We start from the raw sequence: 19,144 nt of genomic DNA on the forward strand, positions 1-19,144 counted from the left end.
TAATACATGACTATAAAAGATATTGCCAGATTATCAGGTTTTAGTGTAGGCACAGTTTCTCGTGTACTAAACAACCATCCTGATGTCAGCGATGTGACAAGAGAAAAAGTCATGGCAGTAGTACGAGAACATAATTTTCAACCTAATACTAATGCTCGTCATTTAAAAATGCAGGCAAAGTCTTCCGTAGCAATATTGGTTAAAGGTACCAATAATATGCTTTTTGCCGATATCCTGGAAAAAGCACAGGCTCTTTTGATGGAGAATGGAGAAGACGCTGTTGTGTGCTATCTTGATGAAGATGCCAACGAGGTTGCCTATGCTATACAATTAATCAGGGAGAGGAGACCTAAGGGTCTGTTATTTCTGGGAGGAGATCTTGAATATTTTCGTCAGTCGTTTGGGCATATCAAATTACCGGGCGTTCTTTTGACGAATAATGCCAGTAGTCTTGGTTTTCAGAATCTTTCCAGTCTGACCACAGATGATAAAGCTGCTTCTGCCGGTGTGATTGACTATCTTGTATCACAAGGTCATGAACAAATTGGTATACTGGGAGGAAATCCTTCTTATACACAGATAAGTCATAGTCGTATTTGTGGTTGCAAAGAGAGCCTGGCAAAGAATAATCTTGTTTTTGATGCGGAAAGGCAATGTGAGCCTTGCAGATATTCTATGTCGGAGGGTTATAGTGCTACCAAAAGACTGCTAATGCGTAACAATAAACTTACTGCAATTTTTGCTATGAGTGATGTGATAGCAATCGGTGCAGTTCGTGCATTAAAGGATATGAATAAAAATGTACCTGAAGATATTTCTGTAGTAGGTTATGATGGTGTTCCAATTTCCCATTACAGTGTTCCCAGACTGACAACTGTGCGTCAGGATTCTGCTTTTATGGCTAAGAGGGGAGTAGAAATGCTGCTTCACAGAATTCATAATCGTCGTCCCCCTGTGCATGAAATTGTTCCTTTCCAGCTTGTACATGGTGAGAGTGTGCAAAGAGTCAGTCGATAAGTCACAGATAAATCATAAAATAAAACAAATAGATACAGAAAGGTGGTTTCTTTTATGAGAAGCGCCGGAATACTTATGCCTATAACATCTTTGCCTTCCAGATATGGAATTGGTACTCTTGGACAAGCCGCCAGAGATTTTATTAAATTTCTTTCTAACAGTGGGCAGGCATATTGGCAGATTTTACCTATCTGTCCAACCAGTTACGGTGATTCGCCATATCAGTCTTTTTCTTCGTATGCAGGGAATCCTTATATGATAGATCTGGACGACCTTGCGAATGACGGTTTGCTAAAACCCGAAGAATATCAAAATAAATTCTGGGGCGATAATGCTAATAGAATAGATTATGGTCTGCTCTACAGAGAACGTTTCAATGTTCTTAGAATAGCAGTAAACAGGTTACAAGCTCTAAATAAAGATGAGTTCGCATCTTTTTGCAAAGAACAAAAATTATGGCTTGATGATTATGCCTTGTTCATGGCTTTAAAAGACAAATATGATGGTATGTCATGGCAAAGCTGGCCTGAAAATCTGCGTCATCGTATCGAATCAGCTTTGCTATCCGCTGAAGAGGAGCTGTTTGAACATATTATATTTTGGAAATCTGTGCAATATCTGTTTTTTCGCCAATGGAAAAACTTAAAGCGTCGGGCATCTGAAAACGGTATAGATATAATAGGGGATCTTCCAATTTATGTATCTGCAGACAGTGCCGACATATGGGCTAATCCTGAACAGTTTATGCTTGATTCAAATCTGCGGCTTTTAGAAGTTGCAGGCTGCCCGCCGGATGGTTTTTCAGCAGACGGTCAGCTTTGGGGTAATCCACTTTTTGACTGGGCTAAAATGGAGAAAGATGACTATAGCTGGTGGATAGATCGCATAAGATATCAATTTGAAATATACGATGTTTTGCGTATAGACCATTTCAGAGGTTTTGATGCTTATTATGCCATACCTGTTAATCAAACAACCGCCAGAAATGGCTGCTGGAAACCAGGGCCTGGAATCAAATTCTTCAGAATCTTGGAAGCCGTATTGGGAAAACGCAGGATTATTGCCGAGGATCTTGGGTTTATGACTCCATCTGTACACAAACTACTTAAAGATACCGGTTATCCAGGAATGAAGGTTCTGGAGTTTGCTTTTGACAGTCGTGACACAGGTGCAGGATATCTGCCGCATTGCTATCCACGGGATTGTGTTGTGTACACGGGAACCCATGATAATGATACGATTATGGGCTGGATTTCAACTGCTCCATCAAAAGATGTTGAATATGCAGTCAGGTATTTACGTCTGAATAAGCAGGAAGGCTATAACTGGGGGATGATGAGATCTGCCTGGGCAAGTGTGGCTGATCTGGCAATAATACAGATGCAGGATTTGCTGGGTCTTGGTAGTGAAGCAAGAATAAATATTCCATCGACTGTTGGAGGTAATTGGGTATGGCGTTGTAGTCACGGTGACTATAACCAGGTGCTTGCCAAACGTTTGTATCAGGAAATGCTGATCTACCATAGATTATCTGTGGATAGAGCATTTGATACATGTTTTAACTGAATACATAAGATTTGAAATTTCAATATTGACAATTAACAACAAATATCATGCTTTTACCAACAAATTATCATCGTTAAAGAAGTCTTTTTCATATTAATATGTCTTCAGGTTATATAAACGGAGGAATAAATTGTGAAAAAAGACTCTAAAAATGAAAAATATATTCTGACTTTATTAAATGAATTGGTAAAATCAGGTTTGGAAAATAATCTTCTAGAGAAAGAAGACTACATATATGTGTACAATCGGCTTTTGAACATATTGGCAATAGAAAATGGTATTTCGCCTCAAAGTGATGATTTTTTAGAATCACCAATCCATAATTTACCGTCTGCTATTCCTGATCTGATTGATTTAGTAGTTTTATGGGCTGTTGAACAGGGTTTTATAGAAGACCTGTTTGATATGAAAGAAGTTCTAGCTGCTGAATTAATGTCATGTATGATGGCAAGACCATCAGAAATAAATGGCGAGTTCTGGCATTTATATGCCAAAAGTCCAGATATTGCTACTGATTGGTTTTATAAATACTGCCAGGCCGTACAATATATTCAGGTAAGGAGAATTCGCAAAAATATCAGTTATCAGGCGGATAGCCAATACGGCTTGCTGGATATTACAATAAATTTGTCAAAACCGGAAAAAAATCCGGCGGATATTGCTGCAGCCAGGCTGGTAGAAAGTTCGGATTATCCTGCATGCCTGCTTTGTGTTGAAAATGAAGGTTATAGAGGCAGGATAAACCATCCTGCAAGGGCTAATCACAGACTCATAAGATTAAATAATCTTGCGGGCGAAAATTGGTTTTTTCAATATTCTCCATACTCCTACTATCCAGAACACTGTATCGTTTTGTCGGGTGAACATAGACCAATGAAAACAGATAAAAACACTTTTGTCCGAATTTTGGAATTTCTGGATTTGTTTCCTCACTACTTTATTGGTTCTAATGCTGATTTGCCTATTGTAGGCGGATCAATTTTAAGTCATGATCATTATCAGGGAGGCCGTTACTCTTTTGCTATGCAAAGAGCGCCGATAGAATATATCTTTAACTGGAGCAAATATCCAGAGGTTGATATGGGTATTGTAAAATGGCCAATGTCTGTTATTAGACTTAGCTGTGAAGCGAAAGAGCAGCTTACAGATTGTGCAGTAGAAATACTTAATAACTGGCGCCAATACAATGATCCGGAGGCTGACATTTTGTCATCAAGTAACGGAGAACCACATAATACCATTACACCAATCGGTAGAATTCGTAACAACAAATATGAGCTGGATCTTGTGTTGCGAAACAACAGACAAACAGAAGAACATCCTATGGGTATTTTTCATCCTCATGCAGATGTACATCATATAAAGCAGGAGAATATAGGTTTAATAGAAGTCATGGGACTTGCGGTTTTGCCATCGCGCCTCGTTATTGAACTTGATGTCATTGCTGATTATTTGCTGGATGATACAGTAGAAATAATGCAGTACCATGCTCAATGGGCAGCTTACCTTCGTAATAAGTATTTCAAAGTCAGAGATAAGCAGCATGCTCAGGAAATTGTTCGATTGGAAACCGCTCTTAAATTTGAAAAAGTATTGTTGGATGCTGGTGTGTTCAAAAGAGATGAAAAAGGGATACAAGCTTTTCATAGATATTTAAATCATTTGACTGAATCTTAAAACATCTTTTGTTTTCTAAAACTAATATAAAGGATTTAAAAAGGAAAAACTTATTAGAACTGTCTTGAGAATTTATATGATTCACAGGACAGCTCTTTTTTCTTGGTAAAAATATTGTATGACAGAATTTAATGAGATATCATGATGATATCGAGGTGTTAAGATGTACGGCATGTGGAAAGACAGTTTGAGAGATTTTAAGCAAATTCACCGGAAAGTTTTGGTTTTTGAGTCTGTTTATATACTTCTTTCCGGTTTTTTATTTGTGCCATTTATTGCTTGGATATTTGATAGATTTTTGAGAGCTTCGGGCAGTGGTTATCTGGTAAATAATGAAATATTTCGATTTGCTTTGAACATAAGAGGTTTTGCTGCTTTTATTATTCTCGGAACTCTTATGGTTTTGGCCTTATTTGTGGAGTTCGGAGTATTAGTTATTCTTTGTCAGAAAATTTATTTTGGACATAAAGTCAGCGTTATGGATGCGATAGTAACTACTATGAAGAGCATTCCAAAAATATTTGGTATAGGTATGATTAACCTCTTTTTAATTCTTATTCTACTTACTCCATTAGTAGATTCACCAATAACAGATTTTCTTTTTGGCGGACTTAACTTAAACATCTTGTTGTTGAATCCTATTTTACAATCAACTTTCAGAACAGTTATATTTTTAATTTTGGCAGCCTTGTTGATTCTTTTTTTCAGCAGGATGATTTTTTCGCTTCATATAATAATTATTAAAAATCTTTCAATAACTAAAGCAATTAGAGAAAGCTGGAGACTGACTCATAAAAAAATGTTTCGTATTTCAGTTGCTCTTGTAACTAGTAATGTGGCTTTTTTTGGTATAGTAATTGCTTTGCTGCTTGTTTTTAACTATTTACCCTTATGGTTAAGGCTGGCAGACCGATATATTTTTCTTAAATCAGCAACTATTATTTTTACCGGTTATCTTGGTTTTGTGCTGACTATTTTGGTTATTCCACTTAATCTAATTGTTATAACAAGACTATACTATGAATACAGCTCGGCACAGGATGCAAAACCTCTGGATGATCTGGTTTTGTCAGGCAGCTGGCTTGCTGGTAAATTTGAACACTGGTTAGCAAAGATCATCGGTGAGCATAAAAAGATATTTCGCACATTATTAGTGATATTGCTTTTGCTGACATTTCTGGTAAATACCAGATTTTATGACAGGCTGGTTTTTATGAGGTGGCATGTTATGATTGCCGCACATAGAGGTGATCCTGTACAGGCTCCTGAAAATACCATACCGGCAATTGAAAAAGCAATCGAACAGGCAGTTGATTTTGTCGAGATCGATGTGCAACTGACAAACGATAATGTACCTGTTCTATTTCATGACAATACATTGCGAAGAATTGCCGATCGATCAGAATCTATAAGTGATCTGTCACTTGAGGCTGTTAGACGTATAGATGCAGGTGCATGGTTTTCAGAGGAATTCAGACAAACAGGGATACCTACTTTGGAAGAAGCAATTTTGCACGTTGATAATAGATGCGGTTTGCTTATTGATGTTAAACTGGCAGGAGACCCTGAAATTATGGCAAAAGTCATAGTTGATCTTATTGAACAGTACGAAATCACTGATACATGCCTTGTACAGAGTTTTAGTCCGAGATTTCTGGCAGAGGTAAGAACTTTAAATCCAGATATAAAAATAGGACAGATCCTCACTTTGTCAGCTGGAAATCTAAGCAAAATGGATGTTGATTTTTACACAATAAGCCAAAATATGCTTACGGAGAATTTTGTGAAATCGGCACGTAGGGAAGGGCGACAGATATGGGTCTGGACAGTAAATTCTGAAAGAAATATTAAAACTGTATTATCTTATGATATAAACGGTATAATCACAGATTATCCTCAAAGAGTGCAAAAAATAGGTGGTTTTGATATTCTGTTTAATGAACAGAGTCCTGTGCCGCAGTTAACAGAAAAAAATGAAATAACTGATTAGCTGAACAACCGAAACTTGTTTGTAAGATCATGAATATAAAAATGGGAGATTTTGCTATGACAGATCAGAAAAAAAATGACAACAATTCTGCCACAATTGGGAAAATGATGCCGATTGATAAGGCATGGATGGTTACGGGAAGAGATTTCTGGCGAACCTCGGCATTGCCTCGATTTGCTGTTAGAAGTCTGATGATGTCGGATGGACCTCATGGTTTGAGATTAAATGAACCAGAAAAAGAACACTTGCCTTTTGAAGAAGGGCTGAAAGCTACTTGTTTTCCGCCTGCTTGCACAATTGCCTGCAGTTGGGATAAAGGTCTGCTTCTTCAGATTGGCAGAGCTCTTGCTGCAGAGTGCAAAGGCAAGATAGATATTTTACTAGGTCCTGGTATTAATATAAAAAGATCTCCTCTTGGTGGCAGGAATTTTGAATATTTTTCAGAAGATCCTTATTTGACTGGTCAGCTGGCCTCCGCTTGGATAGAAGGGTTGCAATCAGATAATATTGGCGCATGTCTCAAACATTTTGCTGTCAACAGTCAGGAAACAAGAAGAATGATTGTAAATGCTATTGTAGATAAAAGAGCATTGCATGAAATATATCTAAGTGCATTTGAACATGTTATCCGAAAAGCAAGACCATGGAGTATTATGGCCTCATACAATATGATAAATGGTTCCTATGCCTGTGAGAATAAATATTTACTCAGTACGGTTTTAAGAGAGAAATGGAAATTTGATGGTGTTGTTATTTCAGACTGGGGTGCTGTTAATGACCGCTTGGCAGCGCTTGAGGCAGGCATGGATCTGGAAATGCCAGGCAGTGGTTCTTTTCATGTAAAAGAAATATGCTGTGCTCTTAAAAAGAAGAAATTAGAAAGTAAATATCTTGATGATTCCGTGAAAAGACTCCTTGCTTTGCATGATAGAGCTGACGGCAAATTATCTAAACCGGTTGATAATTTTGAAGAAGATCATCATTATCTGGCTTTAAGAGCAGCAGAACAATCAATGGTTCTTACAAAAAATGAGAAAAAAATACTTCCTCTTAAAGCTCGTTATAGAATAGCTGTTATTGGCGATTTTGCAATTGATCCACGCTATCAGGGACATGGCAGCTCAAGAGTCAATCCTACACGTGTGGATAATCTTTTTGATTCACTGATTGACTTAGACTGTAATGCTGTTTTTTCCCGAGGATATGATCAAAGCAGTGACGATATTGACCAGGAGTTGTTAGCAGAGGCAATGGAAAATGCAGGCAGTTCTGATGTTGCTGTAGTTTGTCTTGGCTTGCCCGACAAAGATGAGTCAGAAGGCTATGACAGACCGCATATGCAATTGCCTGCAAATCAATTGGCTTTAATGGAGAAGTTATGGACAGTACAACCACGTATAGTTGTTGTCTATTTTGGCGGCTCGCCCGTAGAACTTCCCTTTATAAATCGTGCCAGTGCTGTTTTACTGTCATATCTGGGCGGTCAGGCAGGCGGTCAGGCAATAGCAAGAATTTTATTAGGCCTGGCTAATCCAGGGGGCAAGCTTGCTGAGAGTTGGCCGGTGACTCTGGATGATACTCCCTGCGTAAATTATTTTCCTGGTACAGGTAATCAGGTTGAATATAGAGAGAGTATCTATGTTGGTTATAGATATTATCAAACTGTTCAAAAACCTGTTTTATGGCCATTTGGCTTTGGGCTTAGTTACTCAAAGTTTGACTGGTTCAATTTAGCTCTTGATCGTAGTGTGATAACAAAAAAAGAACCATTGCAGGTAACCTGTTATTTGCGAAACAGCAGTTCTATAGCTGGTTCGGAAGTAGTGCAGGTATATGTATCAGATACTGATCCTGCAACTGACCGGCCTGCTCTTGAATTAAAAGCTTTTGCCAAAGTCTTTCTTGAGCCAGCTGAAACAAAGATGATTTCTTTTTCTCTTGACTGGCAGGCTTTTGCCCGGTTTGATCCTGATCATGACTGTCAGGTCGTTGATGACGGTACTTATGAAATTTCGGTTGGATCATCATGTCAGGATATATGGCTTAAATCGACTGTTGTGTTTGAAAATGAAGATAAAGATAAGATTGACAATTTGGAAGAAAAAACAAAAATGTTATCAGCTAAAAAACGCAGTTATACCATATATGACCGCATAGTATCCGGCCACATGCATCCAGAGGATTTTGAAAACGGTAAATTAGTTATAACCAAAGCTGATTTCGTCAGAAGATATGGCTCTGACTTACCTGAAGTTTCTCTGGCAAATGAAAAAATACATTTGAATACTCTAATAAGTGATCTTGGAGAAGGTAAACTGGCCAGAAAAATGATGTTTGAAATTTTTTCTGGTTTGCAAAAAGCCTTTGGTGATCCGGCTGCTGGAACTGTTCAGGAAAGGCAGCTGATTGCACAATGGGAACAAACTCCTTTGCGCAGCATCGCTCTGCTGGGAGGAAAAGAGATGAATCTTTACAAAATGAAGGCTATAATATCTATGCTAAATGGCAGAATTATAAGAGGAACATTACGTCTTGTCTCAATCAACCTGATAGATAAATTAGACGAAGTTTCAAAAAAAGATTGAATTTGCAGTATGGTGTAACAGATAGCATTGAATATTTGTTTTGTGGATGATAAACTTTCACACTGAATCCAAAGAAGTATAGTAGTATGGAGGGAAAAACATGAAAAGAACAAGAGTAATTATTTCTTTAATGATGTCAATTGCAATGGTTATTGCAATGATTGCAGGTTGTGGTGGCAGTGATGCAAAAATCAAAATCGGAGTTGTTCAGCTTGTAGAGCATCCGGCACTGGATGCATCTTATGAAGGATTCGTAGCAGCACTTAAAGATGCCGGATATGTTGATGGTGATAATATTACTATTGATTATCAGAATGGACAAGGAGAGCAGGCTAACTGTCAAACCATAGCGACACAGTTTGCAAATGATAAAGTTGATTTGGTTCTTGCTATAGCTACTCCCGCTGCACAGGCGGCAGCTAATGTAATAAAGGATATACCGATTCTTGTTACCGCTGTAACAGATCCTGAAGATGCCAGACTGGTAGATACGAATGAAAATCCTGGTGGCAACGTTTCTGGAACATCCGACCTTACACCGGTAAAAGAACAGTTGGAATTAATGTTGAAATTGATACCTGATGTTAAATCAGTCGCTGTTCTATATAGTTCAAGTGAATCAAATTCAGTTTTTCAGGCTAATCTGGCAAGAGAAGCTGCCAAGGTTCTTGATTTAGAAACTATAGAAGCAACAATTTCTTCTTCAAATGAGATTCAGCAGGTTGTTGAATCGGTTCTCAGTAGAGTTGACGCAATTTATATTCCCACTGACAATACTTTTGCCAATGCTATGGCTACCGTCACAATGATAACTGAACCTGCTGGAATCCCTGTTATTGTAGGTGAAAGCGGTATGGTTGATAATGGCGGCTTGGCAACGGTAGGATTAGATTATTATAGACTGGGATATCAAACTGGAGAAATGGCAGTGCGCATACTGAAAGATGATGCAAAAACCGCTGATATGCCTATTGAGTACCTACGTGAAATGGATTTAAGTATTAATACTGATATTGCAGAATCTCTGAATATTAGTATTCCTGCAGATCTGGCTGAACAAAATACATATGGGAAATAAGCTTATTTGAAGGAGATATCCATAAATGTTCTGGACAATACAAAGTGCGGTTTCTCTAGGTATATTGTGGGGAATAATGTCCCTCGGTGTTTATATTACTTTTAGAGTTTTAAATTTTGCAGATCTGACTGTTGATGGCAGCTTCACATTAGGTGGAGCTGTCTCAGCTGTCCTTGTGGCGAATGGCTTTAACCCTCTTATTGCGGTAGTTTTTGCAATGATAAGTGGAATGGCTGCCGGTTTGTGTACAGGTTTGTTAAATACAAAACTGAAAATACCTGGTCTTCTGGCAAGTATTCTTACACAAATTGCATTATATTCGATAAATCTCAGGGTGATGGGGTCTCCTAATATTCCTTTGTTGAGAATAACTACGATTTTTACCTGGATTGAAGATATAGGATTCCCCTCACGTTGGGTTACATTATTCATAGGCATTTTATTCATGACTGGTGTTATTGCTTTGATGTACTGGTTTTTTGGTACCGAAATAGGCAGTGCTATTCGTGCTACCGGAGATAATCCTCATATGATAAGAGCATTGGGTGTTCATACTGACACAACAACTATATTGGGTCTTGTAATGGGTAATTCTCTGGTTGCCTTGTCCGGTGGACTGATTGCACAGCAGCAAGGATTTGGAGATATTGGAATGGGAACAGGTGCCATAGTAATTGGTCTTGCAGCGATTATTATCGGTGAAGTTCTATTTACACAAAAGAATTTCCTTTTCCGACTTGCGGGAGTAATATTTGGATCTGTAGTTTATCGCATAGTAATAACTCTTGTGCTCAGACTAGGTTTGAAATCGACTGATTTGAAGCTTTTCACTGCGGTTCTTGTAGCCATAGCGCTTTTCCTGCCTGTTATGCGATCGGACTACAGAGCTTACAGACAGCGCAGGAGGAAAAATAATGCTTAAAATTAATCAAGTCAGCAAAACATTTTATATTGGGACTCCCAACGAACATCAGGCAATAAAGAATATTGATCTGGAGATTAAAGACGGCGATTTTATAACTGTAATTGGTGGAAATGGTGCAGGTAAATCAACCTTGCTAAATCTTATAGCCGGTGCATTGCTTCCTGATTGTGGCAGCATTGTACTTGATGATGTTGATGTTACCTGGCTGCCGGAACATAAAAGAGCAAATTTGCTAGGCCGTGTTTTTCAAGATCCAATGAGAGGTACCGCTGGAGATATGGGTATTGATGAAAATCTTGCTCTAGCTGCTCGTCGTGGCAAAAGTAGAGGATTAGGCTGGGGGATATCCAGATCAGAGAGAAGTAACTATAAGAAACTAATGCAACAGCTTGATCTTGGTCTGGAGGGTCGTCTTTCTGCAAAAGTTAAACTTCTTTCCGGTGGACAAAGACAGGCTCTAACGCTGATGATGGCAACTCTAAAAAAACCACGCATGCTGTTGCTGGATGAACATACTGCTGCTCTTGATCCCAAGACAGGCGCTAAAGTTCTTTCATTGACTGAAGATTTAATTAGTCAGAATAATTTAACTACTATGATGATTACACATAATATGCGTGATGCTATCAGATATGGTAATAGATTACTTATGCTTCATGAGGGTAAGATAATTGTTGATATATCAGGTGAGAATAAAAAAGAACTAAAAGTGGAAGATTTGCTTCACTTGTTCGAGCAAGCAAGCGGTTCGCAACTTGATAATGATAGAATGCTGCTTGGCTGATTGATCATATGTAAGAATATGCTCTCTGTAAAGCAGTTTTTGCAAAATTTGTTCTCTGTAAAAGCATTAATTATATGTTACAATCAATTAATCATAAAATTGATTGAAGGAGTAACCGATAATGTCATGTAAACATAAACCGATATTTAAATTTAAAAAATTATTTGCCAGAAGACCAGAATATTTTTGCCAGAATTGTGGTGCGAAAATACAGTTAACACCTCCTTTCAGAACAGGGTTAAGAGCTGCAAATGCTCTTTTCATAATGATTATTCTTTTTAGGGCATTTAATACAACAGATACAGAAGCTTCAGTAGAAGGTTTCCTTATAAACATGGGTATTTTGTTCGCTCTTGCCACTGCCTATGTTATAGTTTTGGTAATGATTATCAAATTTGGACCGTATGAAGAAATTATCGATGAAGATATTGTAGAAAAAAGTGATGAAAAAAATGCAGAAGAATCAAAAACTGATGTTTTGACTGATGAATCTTCAGATCAAATTGATAATGCTGCTGATGATCAGAATTTAACTGAAGAACAAAAGCAGTTAATGGAAATGTATGCTGCTTATGAAAAACAGGCTCAGGAACGTGGTGAGGCAAGTCCTGTAAAACAGGCAAAACCATTACCGGAAGAACCAGAATGTAAGCATGAACCGGTTGATACCTGGAAAAATTACATACCCAGTAAAATGGATTTTGTTTGTAAACATTGTGGTGATCCTATAACTTTTCCCATGTCAAGGAAGAAGTCGATTAATTTAATCTTTTTAGCTGTTATGGCTATTATTCTAATGCCTAACTTTTTTAATGATGACATTAATTTCTGGCAGTATTTACTGATTACTCTTGGTGCTCTAGCTGTGGCAACTGTTTTACAGGTGCTCTTCGTAAAAAAATGGCCAATGGAATCAAAAAAATAAAGTTGTCATTGAGGTGAAAGATGAAGCACCATCCAAATATACTTTTTATAATGGCAGAACGTATCAGATATGATTGTATTGGCAGTAGTCAGGTGCGTTTGAGTAAAACTCCCTATCTGGATTGGCTTGCAGGTAATGGTGTATGGTTTGAACAGGCCTACACACCTAATCCTAACTTAGGCCTTGCACAAAGTATTTTATTAAGTGGGGAAAGGGTTAATGCAAATTATTATTTTCCCTATGAAAAAAGTTTATCTCCTCGCGCCGTTATTAAATTTAAGGATAATTGGAGCAATTGGCTAAGTGATCGAAACTGGCTGTGTTCATGGCTTGGCAAATGGCAAATCAGTGGTTATGAACCTGCTGATTTCGGCTATGAAAAAGCAGATGACATTAAGTCTGATAAACCATCTGATATAGCGGAATCTGCAATACAATGGCTTAGAAAAAACGGACAGCAAGGTCTTCCCTGGCATCTTTGCCTGAATTTCCCAGATTATATGCCGTCAGAAGACATAAAAAATGATCAACCCGTTCCACTTTCTCCGTGGCCAAATTTTACAGACGATATGCAAAATAAGCCTATGGCTCAGAAAAGACTGCAGGAACGATGTAGTTCTACACATAATCTATGGTCAGAATGGTCTGAACGGGCTGCCAATTCAGTTGCACAGGCAACCAGATTAGATGATGCTGTTGGCAACCTGGTGGCACAGATAAATCAGATGGGTCTTCTTGAGGACACTTTGATTATTTTCACCGCAGCTTCAGGATCAATGTGTGGCAGTCATAAACTTATAGGAAATGAATATGTCTGCTATGATGAGGTTATGAGAGTGCCGATGCTTTTGCATTGGCCAGGTATTATTCCTGCTGGTTTACGTTGCGACAAGCTGGTAAGCAGTTTGCTTGATTTGCCGGCAACTCTGATTTCTTTACTTCAAGATAGAAAATTAGAAAGACTGCAGGGTTTTGATTTATCTTGTTTTTGGAGCAAGGGAAAATCTGAAAGTGGTTTTTGCAACCGTGATGGAATAATGTCAAGTCAGCTGGGTCTTAGCCAAGGCTTGTATACGCAACGCATGTTCAGAGACAGTCGATTTAAGTATATTTGGAATCCGACAGATCTTGATGAGTTGTATGATTTGCAAAAAGATCCTTATGAGTTAATTAATCGAATTGAAACAGATGTGGATGAAGCTGCAAGACTAAAAGCATTAATGTTAACGGAAATGATAAGATGTGATGATCCTCTTATTCGAGTAATGCAAACCGAGATGGAGGGAAAAGGCCAGTGATTCAGAAAAAAAGATTCAGAACGCTGACTTTTGTTATATGTTTATTATTGAGTATAGCTGTTATGACCGGCAGCTGTGGTTTTAGTGAACTCTTACAGACTGGTAAAGATATACTTGAAGAAGCAGCAAAAACACTGGAAGAGTCTGACACCTCATCAGAAACAGATCCTACAAGCTATGTTATTGATGTTGATCAGGGAGGTCTGTTTGAAGACAATAGCCAAAATGGCGATGATCTTGTTCAGTTGGATGACGAATTTGATAGAAAAGTCAAGGAGAGGCTTTCAGCAGGATTTTCTGCTTTTGAAGATGAAATTGATTTAACAGAATGCCTTGAAGGATATATCATAGCAGAAGCGGAAGTAGATAATCTTGTTTCCAGACTTGTTTCGATTTTTGAACATATTTATATGCAGGATCCTTTCATGTTTCATCTTGATGGCTCCATGAAAGTTGCGTATGAACTACAGTCTGCCTGGGGGCAAAGACAAGTAATAAAACTTTCTGTTGTTGTGCAGCGATTAGCCGGTTTTGAAAACCATAGCAAAGACATGCTAAAGGAAGTAAAAAACAATATTCTTGTCCAAGCTCGAGAAATTGTTAATATGGCCGGTACAGATAGAGCTGATTGGGAAAAAATGCTTATTATCCATGATGAGCTTGTTAGAAGGATAACTTATGATACCGGTCTTGATCAAAGGTATAATCAGACTGCAAGTGCTTTGATTGATGGAATATCACTATGCAAAGGTTATGCCCAGGCTTTTAAACTTGTTTGTGATCTGATGGATCTTGATTCTTTGGTTATATCAGGTCAGGCAGATGGCATAGAACATGCCTGGAACCTTGTGCTCTTAGATGGTGTTTATTACCATGTTGATGTAACACATGATGATCCTGTGCCCGATAGAGGTGAACATGCACCTGTTGAACACCGACACTTCCTCAGATCTGATGAAGTAATGAGTGAAACACATGTCTGGGACAAAAGTGCATATCCTGCTGCTCCTGAGGATGGTGCTCATTATTACAGACAGAATGAACTTATCGTAGATAGCAAAGATTCCTTGCTGCAAAAAACACAGCAATTTTTGATTTTAACTGATTTTGAAGATAAAAGAGATAAGCAGTTGGAATTGCTTTACACAGCACAAGATCAACCATCTTCAGATGAATTTGATAGAATTTTCAAACAGGCTTTAGATAATAGTGGCATTAATCGTGGTTTTTCGTATAGAATATCAGTAAGCAAAAGAGTTTTACAAATTATTATTATATCTGAATAGATAACAATTACAGCTGATTTTGCTATCAGGGGGCAGCAGAATGAAAAGATTGATAATTACAATCAATCCCGGGTCGACGTCTACTAAGACAGGATTGTTTTGCGAAAAAGAGTGCCTCGAAGAGAAAATAATCAGACATGATTCTTCTGAGTTAGCCAGCTTTCCCGAAATAATTGATCAGTTGCCCTATAGATTAAGAATGATTAATGAATTTTGTGAAGTTTCGTTAAAAAAACATGGTATCGGCAGCTTGAAACAGGTTTCTGCTTTTGTGGGCAGAGGAGGATTGATTGGAGCTGTTAAAGGTGGTACCTATCAAATTAATGAAGACATGATAAATGTTCTGACAATAGCTAAATACGGTAAACATGCCAGTAATTTGGGGGCGTTGATAGCTTCTGATTTTTCCTGTAGATATAATAAGCCGGGATATATAGTTGATCCACCTTCGGTTGACGAAATGGAGGATGTAGCCAGGATAACCGGTCTTAAAAGTATTAAGCGCAAAAGTATTTTTCATGCTCTTAATCAGAAGGCCGCGGCCAGAAAAGCAGCTGCCAAGCTTAAGAGAGAGTATGAACAATTAAATTTAATAGTATGCCATATGGGTGGTGGAATATCCGTTGGAGCACATTGCCGCGGCAAAGTAATAGATGTAAATAATGCTCTTGAAGAAGGTCCTTTTTCTCCAGAAAGAGCAGGCTCTTTGCCTAGTATATCCTTGATGAGCGAATTCATCAATTCGGGACTTAGTTTTAATCAATTTTATAAAAATTTAAATGGTAAAGGCGGCTTGTTATCTTTGACAGGTTCTTCAGATGTCAGATTTCTTGAATCACAAAAAGAAGAGAATTCAGAAATATTTCTTTATTTAGAAGCCATGTCTTATCAGATTGCCAAAGAAATATCTTCAATGGCTGCTGCTCTTAAGGGCGATGTTCAGTCAATTGTGTTAACAGGTGGAATGGCTTACAGTTCTTTTTTATGCCAGAGCATCAAGGAAAGAATTGAATTTATTGCACCTGTGGAGATTATTGCGGGGGAAATGGAATCAGAGGCTTTGGCAGCAGGGGCTTTACGCATATTGAATAATGAAGAAATACCTTTAATCTATAAAGATAGTTAAATATAAACAGTTTTCCCGATGTTTCCGGAGGTGGAAATGAAACATTTTGAAGAACTCGAAGATTTAGTAAGAGGTAGGGCTCCAGGCCGTATTGCCGTTGCGGCAGCGCATGATGATCATGTCTTGCAATCTGTAAATGCAGTTTGTAATCTTGGTTATGCCAGTGCAGTTTTAATAGGTGATAAAGAAAAAATATTTGAGCATGCAGATAATCTGGAACTTGATCTTTCTAATATAACAATTATAAAGGAACTTGACCCACAAGCTTGTGCTGTTCAGGCTGTTAATATGGTAAATAATGGAGAAGCAGATATTTTAATGAAGGGGCAGCTTCAAACTGCTGAACTGCTCAGGGCTGTGCTGGCAAAAGAACAGGGTCTGAGAACAGATCGCCTTCTTAGTCATATAGGGTTGTATGAAATGCCCTCATACCATAAATTGCTTATGGTTACGGATGCAGGTATAAATATTCAGCCTGATTTACAGCAAAAGGCTCAGATAATTAAGAACGCTGTAGAAGTAGCACATTGCCTTGGAAATGATAATCCCAAAGTTGCTGTTCTTTCGGCAGTAGAGTTAATTAATTCATCCATGAGTGCAACCTTAGATGCAGCCGCTTTGTCTTTGATGGCAAAGCGCGGTCAAATAAGAAATTGTCTGGTTGACGGCCCCTTGGCTATGGATAATGCAATAGACAGACAGGCCGCAAGACAAAAACATATTGAAAGTGAGGTTGCTGGTGATGCAGATGTTCTGCTGGCCCCCAATATTGAAGCTGGCAATATTTTAGTTAAATCGCTTGTGTTTCTTGCACAGGCAAGATCTTGCGGCATAATAACTGGGGCAAGAGTTCCTCTTGTCGTGACCTCAAGGGCAGAAAGCAGTGAGGCAAAATATTATTCTATTTTATTGGCATTAGCATTAGGTGAAAATGGATATTGCCGAGATTTAAGATAAAATTTATCAGGGAGGTTTATCAATGGCTGTTAAAGAAAAGAAAATTATTCTTTCCGTATGGGTGGAAGATAAAGCAGGAGTTCTTGGCAAGGTGACACAATTGTTTGGTGAACAGAATTGTAATATAGAAAGTCTTGCGGTTGGACAGACAGAAAAGAATAAAATTTCGCGAATGACTATAATTGTTGCAGGAGACCAGCAGGATGTATCTTCTGTTCTTGCCAAATTAAACCGAATAACCAGTTTAATACAGGTTAAACAGGTTGATCAGGAAGAATCAGTTCAGATGGAACTCGGTTTAATTCAAGTAGATGCCCCAGATGAAAAAAGAACCGATCTGATTAATCTGATTAATGTTTTTAGAGCACGTATAGTGGATGTGGCTACACATACCATGACCGTTGCAATTGCTGGAAATTCAGTTAAAATTGAAGCGTTGATAGATCTGTTGAGACCCTTTGGAATATTAGAAATTGTTAGAACAGGGACCATAGCAATGGATCGTGGAAGAAAACTCTTTGACTAGATGAAAATTACAGTTGTTTTGTTATCCATAAAAATTTAAAATAATATAATTCAGGAGGATAAAAATATGTTTTGTATCAAATGCGGAGCTCCTAACGAGGACAATGCAAAATTTTGTACCAGTTGCGGACAGAGTTTAAATGAGCAGAATAATGGCAATCAGGCGGTGTCAGCAGTAAATAATCATAGCTATGCATCAGGCGGTTTCAAATATGAAATTTTTGGCGATAATTTGCCTGCTGTTTCTATTAGATTAAATGCTGGTGAAAGTATCTATACACAAAGCGGCGGAATGACCTGGATGGATAATGGTATGCAAATGTCAACCAATATGAATGGTGGACTAATGAAAGGCTTGGGCAGAGTTTTTTCCGGAGATTCACTTTTCATTGCTACTTATACCGCCAGCAGAGATAATCAGGAAATAGTAATTGCCAGCAGCTTTCCAGGTAAAATTGCTGCCGTAGATATAGGCAGAAGCCCCATTATAGCTCAAAAATCATCTTTCCTTTGTGCACAGCCTAGTGTTAATTTAAGTGCATATATTACCAAAGGTATTAAAGCAGGTCTTTTTGGTGGTGAAGGCTTTATTATGCAGCGAATGTCTGGAAGCGGCTATGTATTTTTAGAAATAGATGGCAGTTTAGTGGAAAGAGAACTGGCGCCTGGAGAATCAATTAAAGTAGATACCGGCAATGTTGCCGCATTCACCGAATCTGTTCAGTATCAGGCAGAGATGGTGAAGGGCTTTAAAAATGTTCTTTTTGGCGGTGAAGGTTTATTCCTGACCACTTTAACAGGACCAGGAAAAGTTTGGCTGCAAACAATGACTTTATCGAATTTTGCCAAACAGCTGATTCCATTTTTGCCAAAATCCGGTAATTAAAAAAAGGTAATTGATTATGACATTTGATTTTTTGCAAGTAAAAGATTTTGCTGCTGCTGCTATGCTTTCTGAGCTTGCCTCTGAAATATGGCATGAGCACTATGATAAGCTGATCGGATCTGAGCAGGTAAATTATATGATTGCCAAATTTCAGTCTCCAGAAGCTATAATCAACGATATAAAAGAAAAAAACTATGAATATTTTATCTTAAGCAGTGACTGCGATGATAAAGCAGGATACTATGCCGTGAAACCAGATCTTGCTGAGAAATCTCTTTTTCTCAGTAAGATCTATTTGTCCGAAAAGTTTAGAGGTCATGGATTGTCCAGAAAGATGATTGATCACATGAAGGCCAGACATAACCCTTCATATATCTGGTTAACTGTAAATAAAGGCAATTCAGGGAGCATAAAAGTATATCAGCATTTTGGATTTGAAATTATTTCTGAGCAGAAATCTGATATAGGATCTGGTTATTATATGGATGATTATGTCATGAAAATGCAGATATAATTGTC

At 38.0% G+C, this 19,144-nt stretch carries 16 protein-coding genes; all 16 read left to right on the forward strand.

The genetic code is table 11. The annotated features are described in order from the left end of the window. Positions 1-6 precede the first annotated feature (6 nt). The 16 genes from AC0KSB_RS15695 (at position 7) to AC0KSB_RS15770 (ending at position 19,139) form a co-directional block, all read left to right on the forward strand. Entirely contained in the window at positions 7-1,017 is a 1,011-nt protein-coding gene (locus AC0KSB_RS15695; RefSeq protein ID WP_472310861.1) for a LacI family DNA-binding transcriptional regulator, read from the forward strand. Between the two features lie 54 nt (positions 1,018-1,071). After that, entirely contained in the window at positions 1,072-2,583 is a 1,512-nt protein-coding gene (malQ, locus tag AC0KSB_RS15700; RefSeq protein ID WP_472310863.1) for a 4-alpha-glucanotransferase, read from the forward strand. 162 nt (positions 2,584-2,745) lie between these two features. Further along, positions 2,746-4,260 carry a UDP-glucose--hexose-1-phosphate uridylyltransferase gene (locus tag AC0KSB_RS15705; protein ID WP_472310922.1) on the forward strand — a complete coding sequence of 505 codons (1,515 nt, stop codon included), beginning with the start codon at positions 2,746-2,748 and terminating at the stop codon, positions 4,258-4,260. 163 nt (positions 4,261-4,423) lie between these two features. Further along, positions 4,424-6,250, forward strand: coding sequence for a glycerophosphodiester phosphodiesterase family protein (locus AC0KSB_RS15710; RefSeq protein WP_472310865.1), 1,827 nt, complete (start codon positions 4,424-4,426; stop codon positions 6,248-6,250). Between the two features lie 56 nt (positions 6,251-6,306). Beyond that, positions 6,307-8,835 carry a beta-glucosidase gene (locus tag AC0KSB_RS15715; RefSeq protein ID WP_472310867.1) on the forward strand — a complete coding sequence of 843 codons (2,529 nt, stop codon included), beginning with the start codon at positions 6,307-6,309 and terminating at the stop codon, positions 8,833-8,835. 100 nt (positions 8,836-8,935) lie between these two features. Beyond that, the gene (locus AC0KSB_RS15720; RefSeq protein WP_472310869.1) at positions 8,936-9,913 is read left to right on the forward strand and encodes an ABC transporter substrate binding protein; all 978 of its coding nucleotides are present in this window, start codon (positions 8,936-8,938) and stop codon (positions 9,911-9,913) included. Positions 9,914-9,938: 25 nt separating this feature from the next. Continuing rightward, positions 9,939-10,835 carry an ABC transporter permease gene (locus AC0KSB_RS15725; RefSeq protein WP_472310871.1) on the forward strand — a complete coding sequence of 299 codons (897 nt, stop codon included), beginning with the start codon at positions 9,939-9,941 and terminating at the stop codon, positions 10,833-10,835. Then, positions 10,828-11,622, forward strand: coding sequence for an ABC transporter ATP-binding protein (locus tag AC0KSB_RS15730; protein WP_472310873.1), 795 nt, complete (start codon positions 10,828-10,830; stop codon positions 11,620-11,622). Before AC0KSB_RS15725 ends, AC0KSB_RS15730 begins: the two co-directional genes overlap by 8 nt. 121 nt (positions 11,623-11,743) lie before the next feature. Further along, positions 11,744-12,547, forward strand: a complete 804-nt coding sequence (locus AC0KSB_RS15735; protein ID WP_472310875.1) for a hypothetical protein — start codon at positions 11,744-11,746, stop codon at positions 12,545-12,547. Positions 12,548-12,567: 20 nt separating this feature from the next. Then, a complete protein-coding gene (locus AC0KSB_RS15740) occupies positions 12,568-13,845 on the forward strand; it encodes a sulfatase-like hydrolase/transferase (RefSeq protein WP_472310877.1) in 1,278 nt (425 codons plus the stop codon). Next, a complete protein-coding gene (locus AC0KSB_RS15745) occupies positions 13,842-15,131 on the forward strand; it encodes a transglutaminase domain-containing protein (RefSeq protein WP_472310879.1) in 1,290 nt (429 codons plus the stop codon). The genes AC0KSB_RS15740 and AC0KSB_RS15745 overlap by 4 nt, the downstream gene beginning before the upstream one ends. A gap of 40 nt (positions 15,132-15,171) precedes the next feature. Further along, positions 15,172-16,257, forward strand: a complete 1,086-nt coding sequence (gene buk / locus AC0KSB_RS15750) for a butyrate kinase (RefSeq protein WP_472310881.1) — start codon at positions 15,172-15,174, stop codon at positions 16,255-16,257. Positions 16,258-16,293: 36 nt separating this feature from the next. Then, a complete protein-coding gene (locus AC0KSB_RS15755; protein WP_472310883.1) occupies positions 16,294-17,214 on the forward strand; it encodes a bifunctional enoyl-CoA hydratase/phosphate acetyltransferase in 921 nt (306 codons plus the stop codon). Positions 17,215-17,236: 22 nt separating this feature from the next. Continuing rightward, positions 17,237-17,740 carry an acetolactate synthase small subunit gene (gene ilvN, locus AC0KSB_RS15760; protein ID WP_472310885.1) on the forward strand — a complete coding sequence of 168 codons (504 nt, stop codon included), beginning with the start codon at positions 17,237-17,239 and terminating at the stop codon, positions 17,738-17,740. 66 nt (positions 17,741-17,806) lie between these two features. Then, the gene (locus tag AC0KSB_RS15765) at positions 17,807-18,625 is read left to right on the forward strand and encodes a TIGR00266 family protein (RefSeq protein WP_472310887.1); all 819 of its coding nucleotides are present in this window, start codon (positions 17,807-17,809) and stop codon (positions 18,623-18,625) included. 16 nt (positions 18,626-18,641) lie between these two features. Next, entirely contained in the window at positions 18,642-19,139 is a 498-nt protein-coding gene (locus AC0KSB_RS15770) for a GNAT family N-acetyltransferase (protein WP_472310889.1), read from the forward strand. Positions 19,140-19,144 lie beyond the last annotated feature (5 nt).

This window comes from Ercella succinigenes, assembly GCF_900002895.1.